This window comes from Enterobacter sp. DTU_2021_1002640_1_SI_PRY_ASU_LCPMC_013 (assembly GCF_032389435.1).
GTDB lineage: Bacteria > Pseudomonadota > Gammaproteobacteria > Enterobacterales > Enterobacteriaceae > Enterobacter > Enterobacter hormaechei_C.
The window spans coordinates 1,257,895-1,277,224 of the sequence record NZ_CP135594.1; the positions used below are offsets into that span (position 1 = coordinate 1,257,895).

Annotated in this window: 20 protein-coding genes; 9 read left to right on the plus strand and 11 right to left on the minus strand. The window is 55.0% G+C overall.

Annotated elements, in window-relative coordinates:
• The 6 genes from ypdE to dcuC form a co-directional block, all read right to left on the minus strand.
• Positions 1–1,041: an aminopeptidase gene (gene ypdE / locus RS584_RS05975; protein ID WP_017694324.1), complete on the minus strand. Its 1,041-nt coding sequence runs from the start codon at positions 1,039–1,041 to the stop codon at positions 1–3.
• Entirely contained in the window at positions 1,014–2,126 is a 1,113-nt protein-coding gene (gene ypdF / locus RS584_RS05980; RefSeq protein ID WP_315749099.1) for an aminopeptidase, read from the minus strand. Before ypdF ends, ypdE begins: the two co-directional genes overlap by 28 nt.
• An 11-nt stretch (positions 2,127–2,137) precedes the next feature.
• The gene (locus RS584_RS05985) at positions 2,138–3,388 is read right to left on the minus strand and encodes a PTS fructose transporter subunit IIC (protein ID WP_015571150.1); all 1,251 of its coding nucleotides are present in this window, start codon (positions 3,386–3,388) and stop codon (positions 2,138–2,140) included.
• Between the two features lie 27 nt (positions 3,389–3,415).
• Positions 3,416–3,739: a PTS fructose transporter subunit IIB gene (locus RS584_RS05990; RefSeq protein ID WP_017382483.1), complete on the minus strand. Its 324-nt coding sequence runs from the start codon at positions 3,737–3,739 to the stop codon at positions 3,416–3,418.
• A 173-nt stretch (positions 3,740–3,912) separates the two neighbouring features.
• Positions 3,913–4,722, minus strand: a complete 810-nt coding sequence (rna, locus tag RS584_RS05995) for a ribonuclease I (protein ID WP_003858741.1) — start codon at positions 4,720–4,722, stop codon at positions 3,913–3,915.
• A 94-nt stretch (positions 4,723–4,816) separates the two neighbouring features.
• Positions 4,817–6,184 (minus strand): anaerobic C4-dicarboxylate transporter DcuC, encoded by a 1,368-nt coding sequence (dcuC, locus tag RS584_RS06000; protein WP_045328961.1) that lies wholly within the window; start codon positions 6,182–6,184, stop codon positions 4,817–4,819.
• A gap of 340 nt (positions 6,185–6,524) precedes the next feature.
• Here dcuC and RS584_RS06005 point away from each other — a divergent pair, with 340 nt between their 5' ends.
• The 7 genes from RS584_RS06005 (at position 6,525) to cspE (ending at position 13,987) form a co-directional block, all read left to right on the plus strand.
• A complete protein-coding gene (locus tag RS584_RS06005; protein ID WP_032620077.1) occupies positions 6,525–6,926 on the plus strand; it encodes a hypothetical protein in 402 nt (133 codons plus the stop codon).
• Between the two features lie 53 nt (positions 6,927–6,979).
• Positions 6,980–7,273, plus strand: a complete 294-nt coding sequence (locus tag RS584_RS06010) for a copper-binding protein (RefSeq protein WP_045328957.1) — start codon at positions 6,980–6,982, stop codon at positions 7,271–7,273.
• An 11-nt stretch (positions 7,274–7,284) separates the two neighbouring features.
• Positions 7,285–8,541, plus strand: a complete 1,257-nt coding sequence (locus tag RS584_RS06015; protein WP_315749100.1) for a TolC family protein — start codon at positions 7,285–7,287, stop codon at positions 8,539–8,541.
• Positions 8,538–9,737 carry an efflux RND transporter periplasmic adaptor subunit gene (locus RS584_RS06020; RefSeq protein WP_315749101.1) on the plus strand — a complete coding sequence of 400 codons (1,200 nt, stop codon included), beginning with the start codon at positions 8,538–8,540 and terminating at the stop codon, positions 9,735–9,737. The genes RS584_RS06015 and RS584_RS06020 overlap by 4 nt, the downstream gene beginning before the upstream one ends.
• Positions 9,734–12,850, plus strand: coding sequence for an efflux RND transporter permease subunit (locus tag RS584_RS06025; RefSeq protein ID WP_315749102.1), 3,117 nt, complete (start codon positions 9,734–9,736; stop codon positions 12,848–12,850). Before RS584_RS06020 ends, RS584_RS06025 begins: the two co-directional genes overlap by 4 nt.
• A 161-nt stretch (positions 12,851–13,011) precedes the next feature.
• Entirely contained in the window at positions 13,012–13,587 is a 576-nt protein-coding gene (gene pagP / locus RS584_RS06030) for a lipid IV(A) palmitoyltransferase PagP (protein WP_032647688.1), read from the plus strand.
• Positions 13,588–13,777: 190 nt separating this feature from the next.
• On the plus strand, positions 13,778–13,987 hold the full coding sequence (gene cspE, locus RS584_RS06035) for a transcription antiterminator/RNA stability regulator CspE (protein WP_002439184.1): 210 nt from the start codon (positions 13,778–13,780) through the stop codon (positions 13,985–13,987).
• A 219-nt stretch (positions 13,988–14,206) separates the two neighbouring features.
• Here the strand turns inward: cspE and crcB are convergent, their stop codons facing one another.
• Positions 14,207–14,590 carry a fluoride efflux transporter CrcB gene (gene crcB, locus RS584_RS06040; protein WP_017382474.1) on the minus strand — a complete coding sequence of 128 codons (384 nt, stop codon included), beginning with the start codon at positions 14,588–14,590 and terminating at the stop codon, positions 14,207–14,209.
• Between the two features lie 67 nt (positions 14,591–14,657).
• Between crcB and RS584_RS06045 the strand changes: the two genes are divergently transcribed.
• Both RS584_RS06045 and tatE read left to right on the plus strand, forming a co-directional pair.
• Positions 14,658–15,446 carry a deaminated glutathione amidase gene (locus tag RS584_RS06045; RefSeq protein ID WP_047717940.1) on the plus strand — a complete coding sequence of 263 codons (789 nt, stop codon included), beginning with the start codon at positions 14,658–14,660 and terminating at the stop codon, positions 15,444–15,446.
• A gap of 125 nt (positions 15,447–15,571) precedes the next feature.
• Complete coding sequence (tatE, locus tag RS584_RS06050; protein WP_003858723.1) at positions 15,572–15,775, plus strand: twin-arginine translocase subunit TatE; 204 nt, start codon at positions 15,572–15,574, stop codon at positions 15,773–15,775.
• An 80-nt stretch (positions 15,776–15,855) separates the two neighbouring features.
• Here the strand turns inward: tatE and lipA are convergent, their stop codons facing one another.
• From lipA to ybeD, 4 genes are all read right to left on the minus strand, one after another.
• Positions 15,856–16,821, minus strand: a complete 966-nt coding sequence (gene lipA, locus RS584_RS06055; protein ID WP_006809637.1) for a lipoyl synthase — start codon at positions 16,819–16,821, stop codon at positions 15,856–15,858.
• Between the two features lie 207 nt (positions 16,822–17,028).
• Positions 17,029–17,982, minus strand: coding sequence for a YbeF family transcriptional regulator (locus tag RS584_RS06060; protein WP_032647690.1), 954 nt, complete (start codon positions 17,980–17,982; stop codon positions 17,029–17,031).
• Positions 17,983–18,273: 291 nt separating this feature from the next.
• Complete coding sequence (lipB, locus tag RS584_RS06065) at positions 18,274–18,915, minus strand: lipoyl(octanoyl) transferase LipB (RefSeq protein ID WP_017382471.1); 642 nt, start codon at positions 18,913–18,915, stop codon at positions 18,274–18,276.
• Positions 18,916–19,009: 94 nt separating this feature from the next.
• Positions 19,010–19,273: a DUF493 family protein YbeD gene (gene ybeD / locus RS584_RS06070; RefSeq protein ID WP_003858718.1), complete on the minus strand. Its 264-nt coding sequence runs from the start codon at positions 19,271–19,273 to the stop codon at positions 19,010–19,012.
• Positions 19,274–19,330 lie beyond the last annotated feature (57 nt).

Here is a 19,330-nt window from a genome sequence, read left to right on the forward strand (position 1 = left end):
TCAGCATCTGAAGTCCGTCAGATGATCCACGGTCTCACGGTTCATGCATGCCACAAGCGCGACAAGCAGTTGTTGGGTGTGATGAATGTCTTTTTCGTCGGCAATGGATGCCGCGCAGTGCCCGTGTCGGGTCGGGGGACCAAGCACAAGAGTCGGCACGCCAGTGCCGGAGAGATGGATCGCCCCGCCGTCCGTTCCGCCGTTGCTGAACATGTCTTTTTGCAGCGGGATCCCTTGCGAGCGCGCGATCGTCTCAGCCAGCGCAATCAGTTTGGCTGGGGCGATGAGCGTTTTGTCGTACAGCACCAGCATCGGGCCCGCACCGATCTGGCGATGGTTGGCGCTGCCATAATCGAAATTTTTTGACCAGCAGGCGGTATCCAGCACCAGCGCGATATCAGGATGAATGGCACGCGTGGCGGTTTGGCCGCCGCGCAGGCCGACCTCTTCACTTGAGCTGGCCACCAGCCAAAGCTCGCAGTCGAGCGGCGTCTGGTGCAGCTCGCGCAGCAGCGCGATCAGCAGGTAACAGCCGAGACGATCGTCGAAGGCTTTACCCATCACCCGATTGTGGGGAAGGGTCTGAAAGGGTGTATCGAACGTCACGCGGTCGCCTGCGTCGATACCGGCGGCGAACACCTCCTCCGCCGACGTCGCGCCAATGTCGACACGCAAATTGTCAACGTTTTCTCCTTTCAGATCCCCATCCAGCAGTCCCGGTATTTTTTCCCCGTTACGCGTGGTGATGCGCACCGGCTGAAGGGTACGGGCCATCATGCGCACGTTGCCGATGGGCAGGATATCAATGGCCCCTTCGCGCGAGACGCTACGCACCATAAAACCGACTTCATCCATATGGGCGCAGACCATCACCTTCGGGCCCCGGCTCTGGTTGACGCGGATAAGCACGGAACCCAGCCCATCAAACTGAACCTCTTTATGGTATTTTTGCGCCTCACTGAGCAGGATGTCGCGCACCTCTTGCTCTGAGGCCGCAATGGCGTCTGCTTCGCTCAGGGCGCGCAGTAAATCTCTGTCCACTCTTGTTCTCCCGTCAGCAATAGCCGTTTGTCGAGGGTATAAAGCACCTCGGCGCCCGTTTCCGTCACCAGCACCACATCTTCAATTCGTACCCCGCCCTGGTGTTCAAGGTAGATCCCCGGTTCAACGGTCAGCACCATGCCGGGCTGCAACGGGGTGCGGTCGGTAGGGGAAAAACGTGGATTTTCATGGACATCAATACCAATGGCATGGCCGGTGTTATGCCCGAACTGCGGGCCGTAACCTGCACGTTCAATCACGGAACGTGCGGCGCTATCGATCTGATTACAGGAAACGCCGGGGCGGATGGCATCAATGGCCGCCTGTTGTGCCGCCAGAACGATCTGGTACACCGCATAGAGAGGGTGCTCCTCCGGCGGCGTGTTTTGCCCGGCGACAAGAAAGGTCCTTGTCATATCCGAGCAATACCCCTGGTGTTGGGCGCCGAAATCAAGGGTGATCATCTCGCCAGGCATAATCACTTTGTCAGAGGCTTTGCCGTGGGGCAGCGCACCGCGCGGCCCGCTGGCGACAATGGTGTCGAAAGAGGGCTTGTCCGCACCCTCCTGCTTCATAAACCACTCCAGCTCGGCAGCGACTTCACGCTCGCGCATACCGGGCTGAATGAAACGCCGGATGTGTCGTGCGGCGCGGTCGGCAATGCCGCATGCTGCACGGATACGGTCGATTTCGTCAGCGCTTTTTATCTGCCGCAGCGCGTCGAGCGAGGTGCTGCAAAGGGTGGTATTCAGCGTATCGCGCCACAGCACGCCTGTTTGCCAGCTCACGTATTCACCCTCAAAGCCAAGACGGGCGAGATTGTCCTTCGCAATAATCTGGTTCATCGCCTGCGCAAACGGGTTCTCCGTGTTAAGCAGATGCATCTCATAGCCCGCCGCTCGTGGAGCGATATCGCTGTAGTAACGGAAATCTACCAGGATATGTGCCGCGGTTTGTGTCACCAGCACATATCCCGAACCGGTTGAAATGCCCAGGTGCGGCTGTTTATTCTGGCGCGAAGAGATGAGCACGCCGTCCAGTTTTTCCGCAGCCAGCCAGGCACGAAGCTTTCTCAGTAGTTCCATGTTTCACCCCGTTACAGCGTGTCGATAGCGAGTTTTCCGCGCTTGTGCAGACTGTTACGAATAATCACTACCAACAGCGCGGTGATCGCCGCCCCGACCACAATACTGAGCATGTACGCCCCCAGATTGGTGACCAGCGGCCACGCCCAGATCGCCGATTCAGGGAACCACTGCACGGCACCGAGCGCGGTGGCGGTCATCGCACCCGCGATCGCACCCGCCATATACGCCGGCAGCGTCGCAAGCGGATTTTCCAGCAGGAACGGGATGGCCCCTTCACTGATGCCCATAAAGGCGAGGAACATGGCCGTTTTGCCTTGCGGATAAAGCTGCGGACTAAACAGTCGTTTGCCGGTCAGACGATGGTCAATCAGCGTGGCCAGCCCCAGACCAATGGGCGGAATAACAATCGCCACGGCGCGGGAGGTGATGGGCAGGACATGATCGGTTGTCAGCCCCAGGCCAACAAATCCCGCCGCTTTGTTAATGGGGCCGCCGAGATCGATCGCCGTGGCCGCCGCCATCCCGATGGCATACATCATGGAGCCCGCCTGACCCGCCGCCAGCAGTACGGTCCGCATACCTGCATTCAGCCAGCCGCCAATCGGCGTGATGATGTAATACATCGCCAGCATCACAAACAGCGCCGAGAGGATTGGGATCAGAAAGGTGCTTTTAAAGGCCAGCAGATACTGCGGTACGTTAATACGGCTATTCAGCCATTTGACCAGATAGCCTGCGGCTATGGCGATAATCAGCGCGCCAATAAACGTGGAGGGCACGGGTTTGGTGGCAAGCCAGGTCAGTTTTTCCGCATCAAAGTTCAGCACCAGCGTCGGCTGCGTGGCGACAAGGCCACCGATAAACCCGGCCGGAAAGGCCAGCTTTCCGCCGATAGAGTTGGCGACAAAGGCGGCAAACATCGGGATGGCGAAGCTGAACAGCAGCCCGCCGAACGATTCGGTCAGATAGGCAAATTTCAATACCGAGAGATTGAAACCGGTGAATTTGCCAGAGTTAAGCGCGTCGAGAATACCGGTGTCAGGCGGGATCTCCAGCCAGACGTAGGCGATGAGCTGTGAAATGGCGAGGATAACCCCGCCCATGATAAGCGTTGGCACCATGCGGGATATCCCCGACATAATGTGCTGTGGAAGCTCTTTCCAGAAAGACGCACCGGCGGCAACCGGTGCGGATTTGATGGCAAGTGTGTCACCCTCGTGACTGTCCGGGCGAACCGCGCTGCGTTTTTTAATAGCCATGACGAAAACCCCTGGGTGTGAGGATTATTATTGTTCTGCTGCAATCATCTCTTCGATCTCTTTCAGGGTGCCTGCCGCGTTTTTAATAGCGTCCTGAAGCGTAATCTCATACACGTCGCGCGTTTCGAAGCGCTCATTGTCTTCCGGGGTGATCGCGATGGCGTGGATAATAATGTCAGCGTCGGCAATATCCTGTGGGGTCAGGCGATTCTGGATCCCGTCCGCGCCCTGGGTTTCAATTTTTACCTCATAACCGGCTTCCGTCGCCGCGTCTTCCAGCGCCTGGGCTGCCATGAAGGTATGTGCCAGGCCCATCGGGCAGGCGCACAGTGCAATCAGTTTTTTAGCCATGTGAAATTCCTCCTGTAGATAACGCCATGATTATGGCGGGGAGGTTTCAGTGATGTTTACCGGATTAATAATGCTTTTGCTGGAAAAATGATGCGTGTGAGCGGAAGTGTGAGGTTAATCGTCATATCACGGAAATCAATGAAAAACCGGGCAAAAAGGTGCCCGGCGCAGCATCAGTAACCGGCTTTATCAATGACAAACTGTTTGCCGCAGTTGCCCGGATGCGGCTGTGGCGCAAAGGAGCCGGCAGAGAGCGGGTTGTTGATGGTGCTGGCGTTCAGCGAGATCTGCATCTCGGTCAGATAAGCCGGATTGCCGTGGCAGGTAAGCTTGAACGCTTTTACGCTCTGTTTCCCCCAGCTTTTGGCCACGGCTGCATCGAAGTCGCTGCGGCGGACGGTTTTGCCATAATTTTCCGCCAGAAATTTTCCTGCCGCGCTGTGCTTCACTTCCTGGTTCATGCGCACCATGGTGCCGAAGTAAGCGTCGGGATCAAAACCAAAGCAGACGCCGTGTTTCGCGTATTCATAACGTTCAAGGCAGGAGTTGCCGCCCGCGCCGGGCATCACGCTGTTCAGCTTCGCCGCGCCGGTTAGCGATAGTCCGGTCTCTGCGGCGTCACATTTGCGGCTGGCTTTTGCTTCCGGCATATTCGGAACCGGACGAGTGGCACAGCCGAAGCGCATCCAGCGGCGTTCATCCACTCCGCGAGCGGCAATAGATTTCGGCAGCGCGGGCCATAAGCCGTGGACGGTCAGAAAATCGGTTTTGTTGCTGCTCTCTTTTTGCAGGCGACACTCTTCCGGTTCGTCACGGTTACGTTCGACCATGCTCTGGCAAAATCCGGTTTGCCAGGAAAGGGCCAGAACGTAGCGATCGAAATCGCCGTACTGGGTTGGCTTAAGCGGATCTGCCTGAATTGAGAAGACACAGAGTGCAAGCGCTACTGCGCCAGACGGGATAACGATATCCTTCCTGAACATTTGCTTTCCTGATTGGTTGGGCGCGATTAATTTCTGGGGGTTATTAAAGCACAAAAAGCGCCCGCAGGCGCTTTTTGGAAATCAGGAATTTCGCTTAGGCAGCGCCGGGAAGCAGCACTTCGGTGGCGATAATAACGATAATCAGGCCAACCAGCACCGGCACTGACGTGCGTTTTACCACTTCAAACGGAGAGATTTTCGCCATCCCCGCAACCGCAACCACCACGCCCGATACCGGAGAAATGGTACGACCCAGGTTGGAAGCCTGAAGCATTGGAATGGACAGGTAAGCCGGGTTGATGCCGGAGGAGTGCGCCAGCTTAGGGATCATCTCAACAAAGGCGTAGAACGGCGCGTTACCGGAGCCGGTGGTCATCGCCGCCAGCATGGTCAGCACCACCAGCACCAGCATCAGGATAATGCTGGCCGAGCCGAACGAGGTGGCGATAGAGATCAGGCTCTGAATAAAGCCGATGGTGCTCAGCCCCTGGGCAAACACCCCCGCGGCAACCAGCAGCATCACCACGCCCGCGAAGGCATCCGCCATACCGCGGAAGGCAACTTCCAGACCCGTGAACACTTTCTGGGTATTAAAACCACGAACGAATTCCAGGATGGCCGCCAGCAGCATACAGATCACCAGGATAGTGATGATGTGCAGCTGCGGGCCCCATTTGCCGTCGAAAATAAGCACGCCAATAATCGGCGTGAAGGGCAGGATGGAATAAAACGCCGGGGCGGTAGTGGTGATTTCGCTGACGTCCATCATTTCGTGGCTGACGTTCTCTTTCTTATCGAGATAGCGCTGCCAGAAGAAATGCGCCACGCCCATGCCGAGAATAGCGGTGATGGAGATCGGCAGTGTGGTTTTGAAGGCGAAGTCAATCAACGACATTTCCGCGGCTTTTGCGGCCAGCACTACGTCACCGGAAGTAGGGGAGAGAATAATCGCCGCCGGAGAGGCGCAAATAGCCGCCGCTGCGCCACGGCTGATCCCGACGTTAACCATTACCGGGAATAACGTTGCCATTAACAGCACACCAAGACCCGTTGCTGAGGAAACGGCTAATGACATCAGACAGGCCAGGAAATAGGCCGCGACCATCAGCAGATAGGGGGAATTAATATATTGCAGCGGCTTAGAAGCCAGCTTTACCACCATATCATTCGCGCCGATATGGGTCATATAGGCAGCAAAACCGCAGAGCATCATGATCATCATGCCCAGGTCGCCGCCGCGGCTCATCAGCAGAATTTTTATATATTCCACAATATCGGTAGCGGTATATCCGGTGCTGGCTTCGCTGGCGGGTAAAACCTGATGACCCATTAGCGCGCTAATGATCAGCAGCGTCAGGCCGCCGACAAATAGCACGCCGGTGGCTGAGTAACCTTTAATGATGTAGCGTGCTACACCGACAATGACCACGACTCCAATGAGGAGTTCGAGAAAAGTAAGCATGATTTCCCCTGTATCCTTGCTGCCCGAGAGACAAATAATCAATAAAAAAGAAGCTGAAATGTGCCGAATAAATGTCCAGTCCTTGCTGATTAAAATCAAGAAAGAGACTACTAAAGGCACTGATGACGATATTTTTGCTAACCCTGCGTCATTTATATTAAGACGTTATTGACCTGATGAATAGATATTATATGTCATTAAATTGATGGTGAAGTGTTAAGGTTTTGAGTATTACTTGCCGAGAATCGATTTAAAACGTAAATCTCTTTAAAACCACTTCTCTTTCATTCTTTTGCCTGCTTATACTCGGTTCACTTTTACCCTATCCGACGATCTGAATATGCACGCCAGCTGGACATATCGCCTGCGCTTTATCAAAAAACATCTGCTGATGTTTTTGCTGGCGTTTGGCTGGCTGTTGATCCAGAGTCAGGTGGCCGTCGCCTCCCATCAATGTTCAATGGATTTGCGCGGTGAGGTAGCCACCATCCAGCATATGGAGATGATGGCGCAACCGGGGCCGCATTATGCTGCCGGTGCTTCACCGCTGTGTGAAAAGCATTGTGTGCCGGATCAGGTACAAAAAGATCCTGCCCAGCCGCATCTGGTGGCGCTGCCTGCCGCCATGACCCTGACCTTAACGACCCCAGAGTGCTCGTCTGCAAGCCATTCTGCGTGGTCCGTTACCCCTCCTGCTGTGGGGCCGCCGGCAACGATCCGCTACTGCCGGTTTCGGGAGTAAAAACCTGTTAATTCGTTGATTTTATTTACTTAACGTTTAACAGGAGTTTTATCATGCGTACCGTATTCCTTTCCGCGCTGGTTGGCGCGTCCGTCTCTTTCGCTTCTTATACCGTTCAGGCAAACCAGACCTGGCAGGGCCACGGCGTGGTTCAGTCGATCTCTGACAGCGCCGTCATGCTCCGGCACGAGGCCATACCGGAACTAAAATGGCCAGCAATGACCATGCCGTTTACTTTATCTGCCGGCGCCACGCTGAATGATGCCAAACCAGGGGATGAAGTGACCTTCACGCTTGAGCGTGCGGGTGACGGTTTCCAGATTATCTCGCTGACGCCAGCGCGCTAAGCGAGGTCACCATGAAACAACACACACTGAGCCTGTGGCTCGGTGGGGTGTTGTTCGGCCTGTTAACCTCCGCCGCGCAGGCGGAGCCGTGGACGCTCGAACACACCCTGACCGAAGCCCAGCGCTACTCGGCAGAACTCTCTGCCAGCCGTAACGAAGCGCAGGCGCTGGATGCGATGGCGGATTCCGCCATGCAATTACCTGACCCGAAACTGAAATTCGGCATCGAAAACGTGCCGGTACAGGGCAGCAACGATCGGCGGCTGACGCGCGAAGGGATGACCATGCAGAAGGTTGGCATCATGCAAAGCTACGTCAGCTCAGAGAAGCGGGAACGTAAAGCGCAGACCTTTCAGGCGCAGGCGCGAAGCGTGCTGGCAAAATCCGAAGCCGTCCGCGCCGCGCTTCAGCGTGATACCGCCCAGGCCTGGCTGGATCTGGCGCTGGCCCAGCAGGCGCTGAACACGGCCAGAACGCTGGTACGCGAAACGGAACGCCAGCGCGGCGTGCAGAAGGCGAGCGTCGGGGCGGGAAGCGCAACGCCGGACAGCGTACTGGCCCTGCGAATGATCCTCAGCGCCATGCGCGACAAAGAGACGCTGGCGCAGCGGGATGTGCAGCTGGCGCAAAGCCGTCTGCTGGAGCTTACGGGGCACGCGATTACGGCGGTTCGCGGTCCGCTGCCGCGCTATCAGCGTCTTCCTGCCGATGAAAAAACGTTGCAGGAGGGGATCGTCAGGCACCCGGAAGTGGAGGCCGCACGACGTGAAGCCGAGACCGCGAAAGCGCGTTCAGCGCAATCTGCCGTGGCGGCGATACCCGATGTGGATGTGGAGGTTTATTACGCCCACCGCGCCGAAGGCTATGACGATATGGCTGGCGTGATGTTCAGCGTGGATCTGCCTTTGTTCCAGTCAAAACGTCAGGACAAAGATTACGCCGCCGATGTTTCCCGCTCAATGCAGGCGGTGGATCAACTGACGCTGCTCAAACGTGAACACATTGCCCAGGTGCAAACGCTGGTGGCGCAGTATCAGGCTGCGCAAACGGTGTGGCAGCGACAGCGGGACGAGGTACTACCGTTGCAGCGTCAACGGCTGGCGGTACTGACGGCGCAATATCGCTCTGGACAGTCGGCGCTTCCGGCCCTGCTGGAAGCGCGTCGTGGCGTACTGGATACGGAACTGGCGGTGAACCAGGCGGAGCGCGAAATGGCGCGAACCTGGGCTGCCGTGAACTGGCTGATCCCGCAGGAGCTGGCACAATGAAAAAAACAACGTTAATGGCGATTGCCATCGCGATAGCTGCCGCTGGCGGCTATTTTGTCGGACAGAAGCAGACGCATCAGCCGGCTGCTGCTGCACAACCCTCTGAACGTAAGGTGCTTTACTGGTACGACCCTATGGTACCCGGTCAGCGCTTCGATAAGCCGGGTAAATCCCCCTTTATGGATATGGATCTGGTCCCGCGCTACGCCGATGAAGCACAGGCGGCGTCAGGTGTGGCCATCAGCACTCAACAGCAGCAAAACCTGGGGATGAAAACCGCCAACGTTGAGATGCGCCAGCTGGTTTCGCCGTTCTCGGCCTTTGCCACGGTTGCAACGGATGAACGTAACGTCTCGGTGGTGTCAGCCCCGGCCAATGGCGTGGTGTCAAAATTGTTTGTTAATGCGCCGCAGCAGCAGGTGAAAGCCGGAGAGGCGCTGGCGCAACTGTGGATCCCGCAATGGACCACCGCCCAGCAGGAGTACCTCGCAGTTCGTCAGCTTGGCGATGCCGCATTGACCCGCGCCGCACGCGAGCGGCTGGCGTTGCAGTTTATGCCGGAAGAGGTCATTCGTTTGCTGGAGCGTAGCGGTAAGCCGCAGACCACGCTCACCCTGCGCGCTGACCGGGCGGGCTATGTGGTGAAGCTGGACGTGCGGGAAGGGGCGCAAATCACCGCAACGGCGCCGCTGTTTGAGATCGCCAGCCTCGATCCGGTCTGGCTGGTGGTCGACTACCCGCAAACGCAGGCGCAGTCTCTGGCAGTGGGCAGCAACGTGGTAGCAACGTCAGAAAGCTGGCCGGGGGAGCAATTCCACGGCACGGTCAGCGAATTGCTGCCGCAGATGGAGGCGACCACGCGAACCCTGAAAGCCCGTATCGTACTGGAAAATACCGCACATAAGCTGAAGCCAGGCATGTACCTCTCCGTCAGGCGTGCGGAAGAGCTGAAAGGCCCGCCGGTGCTGGCGGTGCCGGAAGAGGCGGTGATTAACAGCGGAGAGTCTGCGCGTCTGCTGCTGGCCACCGGGGACGGTTATTTCCAGCCTGTGACGGTGACAACCGGCCTGACGGCGCAGGGCTGGACGGCGATCCTGTCCGGGGTCAAAGAGGGCGATAAGGTGGTGACGTCCGGGCAATTCCTCATTGATTCCGAAGCCAGCCTGCGTAGCGTGATGCCGGAGGTGACTCCATGATTGCCGCTGTGATTCGCGCCTCGTTGCGTAACCGCCTGCTGGTGATCCTGGCCGCGCTGATGATGGCCGGCTGGGGCTGGTGGGCGGTGCAGCGCGCGCCGCTGGACGCGTTGCCCGATCTGTCTGATGTGCAGGTCATTATCAAAGCGAGTTACCCCGGAAAAGCGCCGCAGGTGATTGAAGATCAGGTGACCTGGCCCCTGACAACCTCCATGTTGTCCGTGCCGGGTGCTAAAACCGTGCGTGGTTTTTCAATGTTTGGTGACGCTTATGTGTATGTGCTGTTTGAGGATGGCACCGATCTCTACTGGGCGCGATCCCGGGTGCTGGAATATTTAAGCCAGGTACAGGCGCAGTTTCCGCCAGGCGTGAAGGTGTCGCTGGGGCCAGATGCGACGGGCGTGGGCTGGATCTACGAATATGCGCTGATCGACCGTAGTGGAAAACACAGCCTGGCAGATCTGCGGGCCCTTCAGGACTGGACGCTTAAGTTCGAGCTTAAGACGGTACCGAATGTATCTGAAGTGGCAAGCATTGGCGGAATGGTGCGTCAGTATCAGATCGTGGCGGACCCGGCGAAGATGCGCGCGCTGAATATTACCCACAGCCAGCTATCGGGCGCGGTGCAGGCCGCCAATAAAGAGAGCGGCGGCGCCCTGCTGGAGATGGGCGAAGCGGAGTATATGGTGCGGACAACGGGCTATTTGCGCTCGCTGGAGGATTTTCGCAATGTGGTGATCGCCACCCGCGATGGCGTACCTGTCCTGCTGAAAGATGTCGCCACCATTGGCATTGGCCCGGAGATCCGCCGGGGCGTGGCGGAGCTTAACGGTGAAGGGGAGGTCGCTGGCGGCGTGATCGTGATGCGCTACGGGCAGAATGCGCTGGAAACGCTTCGTGCGGTAAAAGCGAAACTGAGCGAGCTGCAAAAAACGCTGCCGCAGGGCGTCGAGATTGTTCCGGTCTACGATCGTTCCACGCTGATTGAGGAATCGGTCAAAACGCTGACGCACAAGCTGCTCGAAGAGTTTGCCGTGGTGGTACTGGTGTGCGCGCTGTTCCTGTTCCACCTGCGCTCCGCGCTGGTGGCGATGGTCTCTCTGCCGCTGGGGATCCTCGGGGCTTTTGTGGTGATGCACTATCAGGGCATTAACGCGAATATGATGTCGCTCGGCGGGATCGCCATTGCCATCGGGGCGATGGTGGATGCGGCAATTGTGATGATTGAAAACATGCACAAGGTGCTGGAGCAGTGGCGGCATGATAATCCGGGCAAGGAGCCCGCGCCGGGGGAATACTGGCGTCTGGCGGAAAAGGCGGCGGTTGAAGTGGGACCAGCGCTGTTTTGCAGCCTGTTAATCATCACGCTGTCATTTATACCGGTTTTTTCGCTGGAAGCGCAGGAGGGGCGAATGTTCTCGCCGCTGGCGTTCACCAAAACCTGGTCGATGGCCGTGGCCGCCGGGCTTGGGATCACCCTGGTGCCGGTGCTAATGGGCTTTTTCATTCGCGGGAAAATCCCGGATGAGAAGGCAAACCCGATCAACCGCCTCCTGATCCGCCTGTATGAGCCGCTGCTGGACAAGGTACTGACCTTCCCGAAAATGACGCTGGCACTGGCATGTCTGCTGCTGATCGCCACACTGTGGCCGCTGAGCCGCCTGGGAAGCGAATTTATGCCGCCGCTGGATGAAGGGGATTTACTCTATATGCCCTCCACGCTGCCGGGGATCTCTGCTCGCGAGGCATCGCGGCTGCTTCAGCAGACGGACCGCTTGATCAAAAGCGTACCGGAGGTCGCGAGTGTGTTTGGCAAAGCCGGTCGCGCGGAGTCGGCAACCGATCCCGCGCCATTAACCATGCTGGAAACAACCATTCACTTTAAGCCCCGCGAGCAGTGGCGGCCAGGAATGACGCCGCAAAAGCTGGTGGAGGAGCTTGATAAAACCGTGTCGCTGCCGGGTATTGCCAATGTGTGGGTGCCGCCTGTCCGTAACCGTCTGGACATGCTAGCAACCGGGATCAAAAGCCCGGTAGGCATTAAGGTGAACGGCAATAATATTGCCGACATTGAGCGTGTGGCCCGGCAGATTGAGCAGGTGGTGAAGGGCGTTCCTGGCGTCTCCTCTGCGCTGGCGGAGCGTCTGGAAGGCGGGCGCTACGTGGATATTCGTATCGACCGACAAAAAGCCGCGCGCTACGGCGTTTCCGTCGATGAACTGCAAAGCCTGGTCTCCACGCTGGTCGGGGGTGATAACATTGGCGAGGTGATCCAGGGACGCGAGCGGTATCCCATCAACCTGCGTTATCCCCGCGATTTGCGTGATAACGTCGACACGTTGCGGATGTTGCCGGTAGTGACCGCCAGCGGTAGCCAGGTGGCGCTGGGGGAATTGGCCGATATTGTCGTGACGGAAGGCCCACCGATGCTAAAAAGTGAAAACGCGCGCCTTTCCAGCTGGATCTACGTGGACTTGCGCGGGCGCGATCTGAAGTCCGCCGTGGATGAAATGCAAAAACGGGTGGAGGAGAAGGTGGTATTGCCGCAGGGCGTGTCTCTCTCCTGGTCCGGGCAATTTGAATATCTGGAACGGGCGACCGCGACGCTCAAAATAGTTTTACCTGTCACGCTGATGATTATATTCGTCCTTTTATGGTTAACCTTCAGGCGGATATCAAATGTCCTGATAATAATGGGGACATTGCCGTTCGCGCTTATTGGGGGCGTGTGGTTATTGTGGCTGCTTGAATATAATTTGTCAGTGGCGGGGGCTGTTGGTTTTATCGCCCTTTCCGGGGTGGCGGCAGAATTCGGCGTAATTATGGTTCTTTATTTGAATCATGCGCTCGATAAATATCACAGGCTGGAGCCTGAAGGGGGAAATACGGTGCTGATGCGGGCGATCCACGAAGGTGCCGTGCTGCGCGTGCGTCCGAAGGTGATGACGGTCGCCACTATTATGGCAGGACTGCTGCCCATCATGTGGGGCAGTGGGAGTGGCTCGGAGGTGATGCAACGTATTGCCGCGCCGATGATTGGTGGCATGGTAACGGCACCGTTATTGTCGATGTTAGTTATTCCTGCACTCTACAAATTGTTACATCAACGTTAAATATGTCAACTGCATGTGCTTATTCAGGCATGCAGTTTATGTATCCTCAGATTATTCCCAGAGACGGGATGGTAATTAGGAATAACACCCATGCTGTTAAGCGTTCATTCAAGTATTCTGTGTTAAGGTCTGCACCGAATACTAAATATGGTAATGGCATTGTGATTGTAAGAATTAAATTTCCCCTGATTTTGTTGTTTATTATTGGGCAGTTATCGTTTGCGTCTGCTGTTAATGCAGAGAGCAATACAGCGGATAAAGGCTGGTTCACCACCTTCACGGATAACGTCGCGCAAACATGGAACGAACCTGAGCATTACGATCTCTATATTCCGGCCATTACGTGGCATGCACGTTTTGCCTACGATAAAGAAAAAACTGACCGTTATAACGAGCGTCCGTGGGGGGCCGGCTTCGGTCAGTCTCGCTGGGATGAAAAAGGTAACTGGCATGGCCTGTACCTGATGGCGTTTAAAGACTCCTACAATAAATGGGAGCCTATTGGTGGCTACGGCTGGGAAAAAACCTGGCGTCCGTTATCAGACGACAACTTCCGTCTGGGGCTGGGCTATACGGCAGGGTTCACGGCGCGTGATAACTGGAAATACATTCCTGTTCCGGTACTGCTGCCGCTTGCCTCCATCGGCTATGGTCCGGCAACGTTTCAGATGACCTACATACCGGGTACCTATAACAACGGTAACGTTTACTTTGCCTGGATGCGGTTTCAGTTTTAACTGAATTTTTCTGCTAAATCGGCCAAAAAACGCACAGACACTGAAATGTAAAGGATAAAAATCGAACAGCGAAAATTAACGCGACTTTTGTCACTTTTTATCAAATATCCGCTGGACAAAACGCCTCACAATTGTTGTACTGATACCCGACACAGCATTTGTGTCGTTTTTTAATGTAAAGGTAATTTTGATGTCTAAGATTAAAGGTAACGTTAAGTGGTTTAATGAGTCCAAAGGATTCGGTTTCATTACTCCTGAAGATGGCAGCAAAGATGTGTTCGTACACTTCTCTGCAATCCAGTCTAATGGTTTCAAAACTCTGGCTGAAGGTCAGCGCGTAGAGTTCGAAATCACTAACGGTGCCAAAGGCCCTTCTGCTGCTAACGTAATCGCTCTGTAATTCAGACGCGTCAGCAAGAATTTCAAAACCCGCTCAATGAGCGGGTTTTTTTCGTTCTGAATCAACCAATAAGATAGATCTTCAGGAAGCTGGCGACGATCGCGACGCTTAGCAATACCATACCCACGCCTGACAGAGTTTCTTTCATGCTATCACCCTCGTTCAATATTGAGCCAAGAGTGACAGAGAAAAATTAAGCCAACATTAAGGTTGCCGCGCTTAATGTCCGCTGGCGGAGGAAAATAACCAGAATGCGATCGCAGTCATCGCAAACGAGCCAAGCATGTTAACGGCAATGTTGGTCAGCGCCCAGCCCATCCGGCCTTCCTGAAACAGAAATACTACCTCCGCAGAGAAGGTAGAAAACGTTGTTAAACCGCCGCAGAAACCGGTCGTAATCAGAACCTTCCACATAGGGTCGATGTTGGTCATACGATTAAACCAGGCCAGCCCCATCCCAATAATAAACGCCCCGATCAGATTTGCCGCCAGTGTCCCCATCGGAATGGCCTGATGCAGAGGGTTAAACCGCATGCTTAAGAGCCACCGCGCAACGCTACCCGTGCCTCCACCAATAAAAACGGCTATAAGTAGTTGTAACACTGTCAATACCTGCTATTTGCTGTGTAAGTGCGTCGAGTGTAACGCTGTTTTGAACCGGGAGACAATTATGTATGTTGCAGTAGGGCAGTTCGCGGTGACGCCGGACTGGAATGAAAACGCGGAAAAATGCGTCTCCCTGATGCATCAGGCGAAGCAAAAGGGGGCGTCGTTGCTGGTACTTCCCGAGGCGTTACTGGCCCGTGATGATGGCGATCCAGACCTGTCGGTAAAGTCTGCGCAAACGCTGGAAGGGGCGTTTCTGAAACGACTGCTGGCCGAAAGCGTTGGCAACACGCTCACCACCATATTGACGGTCCATATTACGTCCTCGCCGGGGCGCGCGGTAAACACGCTGGTGGCGATACGTGAGGGTGCCATCGTCGCGAGCTACGCCAAACTTCATCTGTATGATGCGTTCAGCGTTCAGGAGTCGCGCCTGGTCGATCCGGGGAGTGTAATTCCGCCGCTGATTGAGGTGGAGGGATTTAAGATTGGCCTGATGACCTGCTACGATATCCGTTTTCCCGAGCTGGCGCTGAACCTGGCATTGCAGGGGGCCGAGGTGCTGGTTCTGCCTGCCGCGTGGGTCAAAGGACCGCTTAAGGAGCATCACTGGGCGACGCTGCTGGCAGCACGTGCGCTGGATACCACCTGTTACGTGGTAGCCGCGGGTGAATGTGGTAACAAAAATATCGGGCAGAGCAGGGTTGTCGATCCGCTGGGGGTGACGGTTGCGGCAGCAGCGGAGACGCCTGCGTTATTGCTGACGGAGATAATTTCCGCCCGAATAGCGCTTGCGCGTCAGCAATTACCTGTTCTGCGCAACCGCAGGTTTGCGCCACCGCAATTAATGTGATGTTTTTTTCAACAATGCTTGATTCACCTTGTTACAGATTGCTATTGTGTGCACGCGCCAAATGACCGTTAATACGTTCAGGTTTTTTGGCGGAATGCAGCCTGTTTCATGTAAAGAAGGTATTTATGGGTGAGATTAGTATTACCAAACTGCTGGTGGTTGCCGCACTGGTCGTCCTGCTGTTCGGTACCAAGAAGTTACGCACGCTGGGTGGAGACCTGGGTGCTGCCATTAAGGGCTTTAAGAAAGCAATGAACGATGACGACGCGGCAGCAAAGAAAAGCGCCGAAGATGACATCACTGCACAGAAGCTTTCACACAAAGAGTAATGGCAATGCTGCAAGGCTTGCATAAAAAAACCGGCTCACGAGGCCGGTTTTTTGTTTTACTGTAAATAAATTTTACAGCTTTATTTCACTTCTTCGCCCTTCGCCTGCATATCGGCGTGATAAGAGGAGCGAACAAACGGACCGCACGCGGCATGGGTAAAGCCCATCGCCATCGCTTCGGCTTTCATTTCATCGAACTCATCCGGGCTCACGTAACGCTGTACAGGCAGGTGGTGACGGCTTGGCTGGAGGTACTGGCCCAGCGTCAGCATGGTGACGCCGTGGCGGCGCAGATCGCGCATCACTTCAATGATCTCAGCGTTGGTTTCACCCAGGCCGACCATCAGGCCGGACTTGGTTGGAATATGCGGATGGGCTTCTTTAAAGCGCTCCAGCAGCTTCAGCGACCAGTTGTAGTCTGCACCGGGACGTACCTGACGGTAGATACGCGGTACGTTCTCCAGATTGTGGTTGAACACGTCTGGTGGCGTCGCGGTCAGAATATCGAGCGCGCGATCCATACGGCCACGGAAGTCCGGCACCAGCGTCTCAATTTTAATGTTCGGGCTTTTTTCGCGGATGGCGGTAATACAGTCAGCAAAATGCTGAGCACCGCCATCGCGCAGATCGTCGCGGTCAACGGAGGTGATAACAACATAACGCAGCGCCATATCGGCAATCGTCTGCGCCAGTTTTTGCGGTTCGTTTGCGTCAGGCGCAACAGGACGGCCATGGGCAACGTCACAGAACGGACAGCGGCGGGTGCAGATGGCACCCAGAATCATAAATGTCGCGGTACCGTGATTGAAACATTCAGCAAGGTTAGGGCAGGAGGCCTCTTCACAGACAGAGTGAAGGCCATTTTTGCGCATCGCCGCTTTGATCCCCTGGATACGCGAAGAGTCGGCCGGAAGTTTGATTTTCATCCATTCCGGTTTTCTTAACAGCGCCTCGCGCTCTGTAGCCACGTTTTTAACCGGGATAAGGGCCATTTTATCGGCATCGCGGTATTTAACACCGCGTTCCATCACAATGGGTTTACTCATAGCGTGCGTGTTCCAGTTGCGAATATCGAAGGAAAGCGTTTCAATTCAAGGGAATGTTGTAATTATCAACTATTTTTGAACGAACGACAGGCAGTATATCATTTAAAGGGGCGATAAAGCAGCCTGCCAGGTCGCCAATTTGTAAAATAGTTGTTGTTTTGTGCCTTTTGCCCCGCTTGCGGCAGGGGCTTGTGCTGAAAGGCGGGATCAGAACGCCTGGCGGATCACGTTAATGACGTTTTCCAGCACCGGATCGCGCAGGCTTAGCTTGTTGTAATGCAGTGAGATTTCAACAGATTCCGTCGTAAGTTGACTCAATGGAATGCTCTCCAGCGGCCAGCACTTTTGAAGCAGAGTGAAGAGACGCACAGGCATAATACAGAGCAAATCGCTGCTGCCAATAAGGGCCGCGAGGGTAAACATATTGTAACTGCTGAAGCTGATCAGACGGTCCGGGAACAGTTCGTCAATACGCTGGCGCAGCGGATCCGGACCCTGCCCCTCGGACATAAAGGTTGCATGTTCGTAATGACGCAAATTTTCAGGCGTCAAAGCTGCGCCCAAAGCAGGATGACTCTGACGACACACGAGCGCCAGAGAGTCGGTATAGAGAACGTTATGCCCTAATGCCCTGGCCGCGAAGCTGTTGCTGTCGATGATCAGGTCCGTCTGGAATTGTGCCAGCTGAGTTTCCGGATCGTTAACGGGCACGTTGCGGATCAGCAGCTGTGGCGCATGCTGTTTAACAGCCTGGTAAATAGCGGGCATGACCAGAACGCCCACAGAGGGAGAGGTGCCTATGGTGATGGTTCGTTGCTTATCGTAACTGCCGGTGAGATCCAGCGCGCCCAGAATCGATTCCAGACCCTGGCTGATGTACTCATGCAGATGGGTGGCGTACGCGGTGGGGGTTACGCCCTGGCCTTTACGAATAAATAAGGGATCGGGAAATATCGCGCGCAATTTTTGAATTGACTGGCTAATAGCGGAGGGCGTGAGATTAAGAATTTTCGCAGCATTAACGATACCTTTGTGGACATATACCGCCTCAAAAATAGTCAATAAATTGAGATCAATATTACGTAAAGTCCGGAAAATTTGCGGCTTATCTTCGCCGCTGGTTTCATTCAGGCGTTTGGCTGGTAAATTAGTAGGCTCCACGCTCTTACTCCGTATCCATTCACAATATGAATGATAGTTGAATTTATTTATTATGCTTGCAGAGATTCGTAAAGTGTTTCGCAAGTTTCCCTTGTTTATCGAAAACAAGCAGTTGGGTGATTATCACGCACGTTACACGATACCCGGTGATGGTACTATTAAGGTTCTAATTAATATGGGACGCTAATATATGGGCGACTCGAAAATATAGAATATGCGGTTTATTGTAAAGCGTAAATGCGGTAATTAAGCAGTGGCTGGTCAAATAACCGAACCACTGCCGGAAGTGTGTTAAGCAGCAATATATTCGTAGTCAGGATTGTTAAGCAGCGCTAAAAACTTCTTCAGAAGCACGGGGCGGATATTCTCAGGGGTGGCGGTATCGACCCACTGGCGCATTTGCGTCATTTCCATACCGGCATACCCGCATGGGTTGATGCGCTGGAAAGGGGTCAGATCCATATTGATATTCAGTGCCAGCCCGTGGAACGAGCAGCCTTTACGGATACGCAGCCCCAGCGAACAGATCTTCATCTCTCCCACGTAGACGCCCGGGGCATCGGCGCGAGGGTGAGCATCGATACCGTACTCAGCGAGCGTGTTCACCACGGTTTGTTCCAGTAAGGTCACGAGCTCACGCACGCCCAGCTTTCTGCGTTTCAGGTTAAGCAGGACATACATTACCTGCTGGCCCGGGCCGTGGTAGGTTACCTGTCCACCGCGATCGCTCTGGATCACCGGGATATCACCCGTCATCAATAAATGTTCGGCTTTTCCTGCCTGGCCTTGAGTAAACACCGGCAAGTGTTCAACCAGCCAGATTTCATCAGGGGTGGTGTCATCGCGCATATCGGTAAAGTCATGCATAGCCTGAGAGACTGGCTCGTAAGGCTGTAGCCCAAGATGGCGGACAAGAATTTTATCCTGGTACAAAAGGACGTCTCCGAAGACAAGGGAGAATAGGTAACGGGGAGTATATCACAGCGGGGAAGTGGGTTACCCGGCAAACCGGGTAACCGCTGAGGGACTACAGCACCATACGAACAATTTCGATATTGCCGAGCTCTTCGTACAGCGTCTCAACCTGCTCAATATGTGTCGCAGTGATGGTGATTGAGACCGAGTGGTAGTTACCTTTGCTGCTCGGTTTGACTGATGGAGAGTAGTCACCCGGCGCATGGCGCTGTACCACTTCAACCACCTGATCAACCAGCTCAGGTTTCGCCAGACCCATTACTTTGTAAGTAAAAGGGGTAGGGAATTCAAGCAGTTCGTTAAGTTTGGTTTTCATGTCAGCTCCGGCGTGTGTATAAAAAATAATAACTCCCGCCACGGGGCGGGAGTTTTA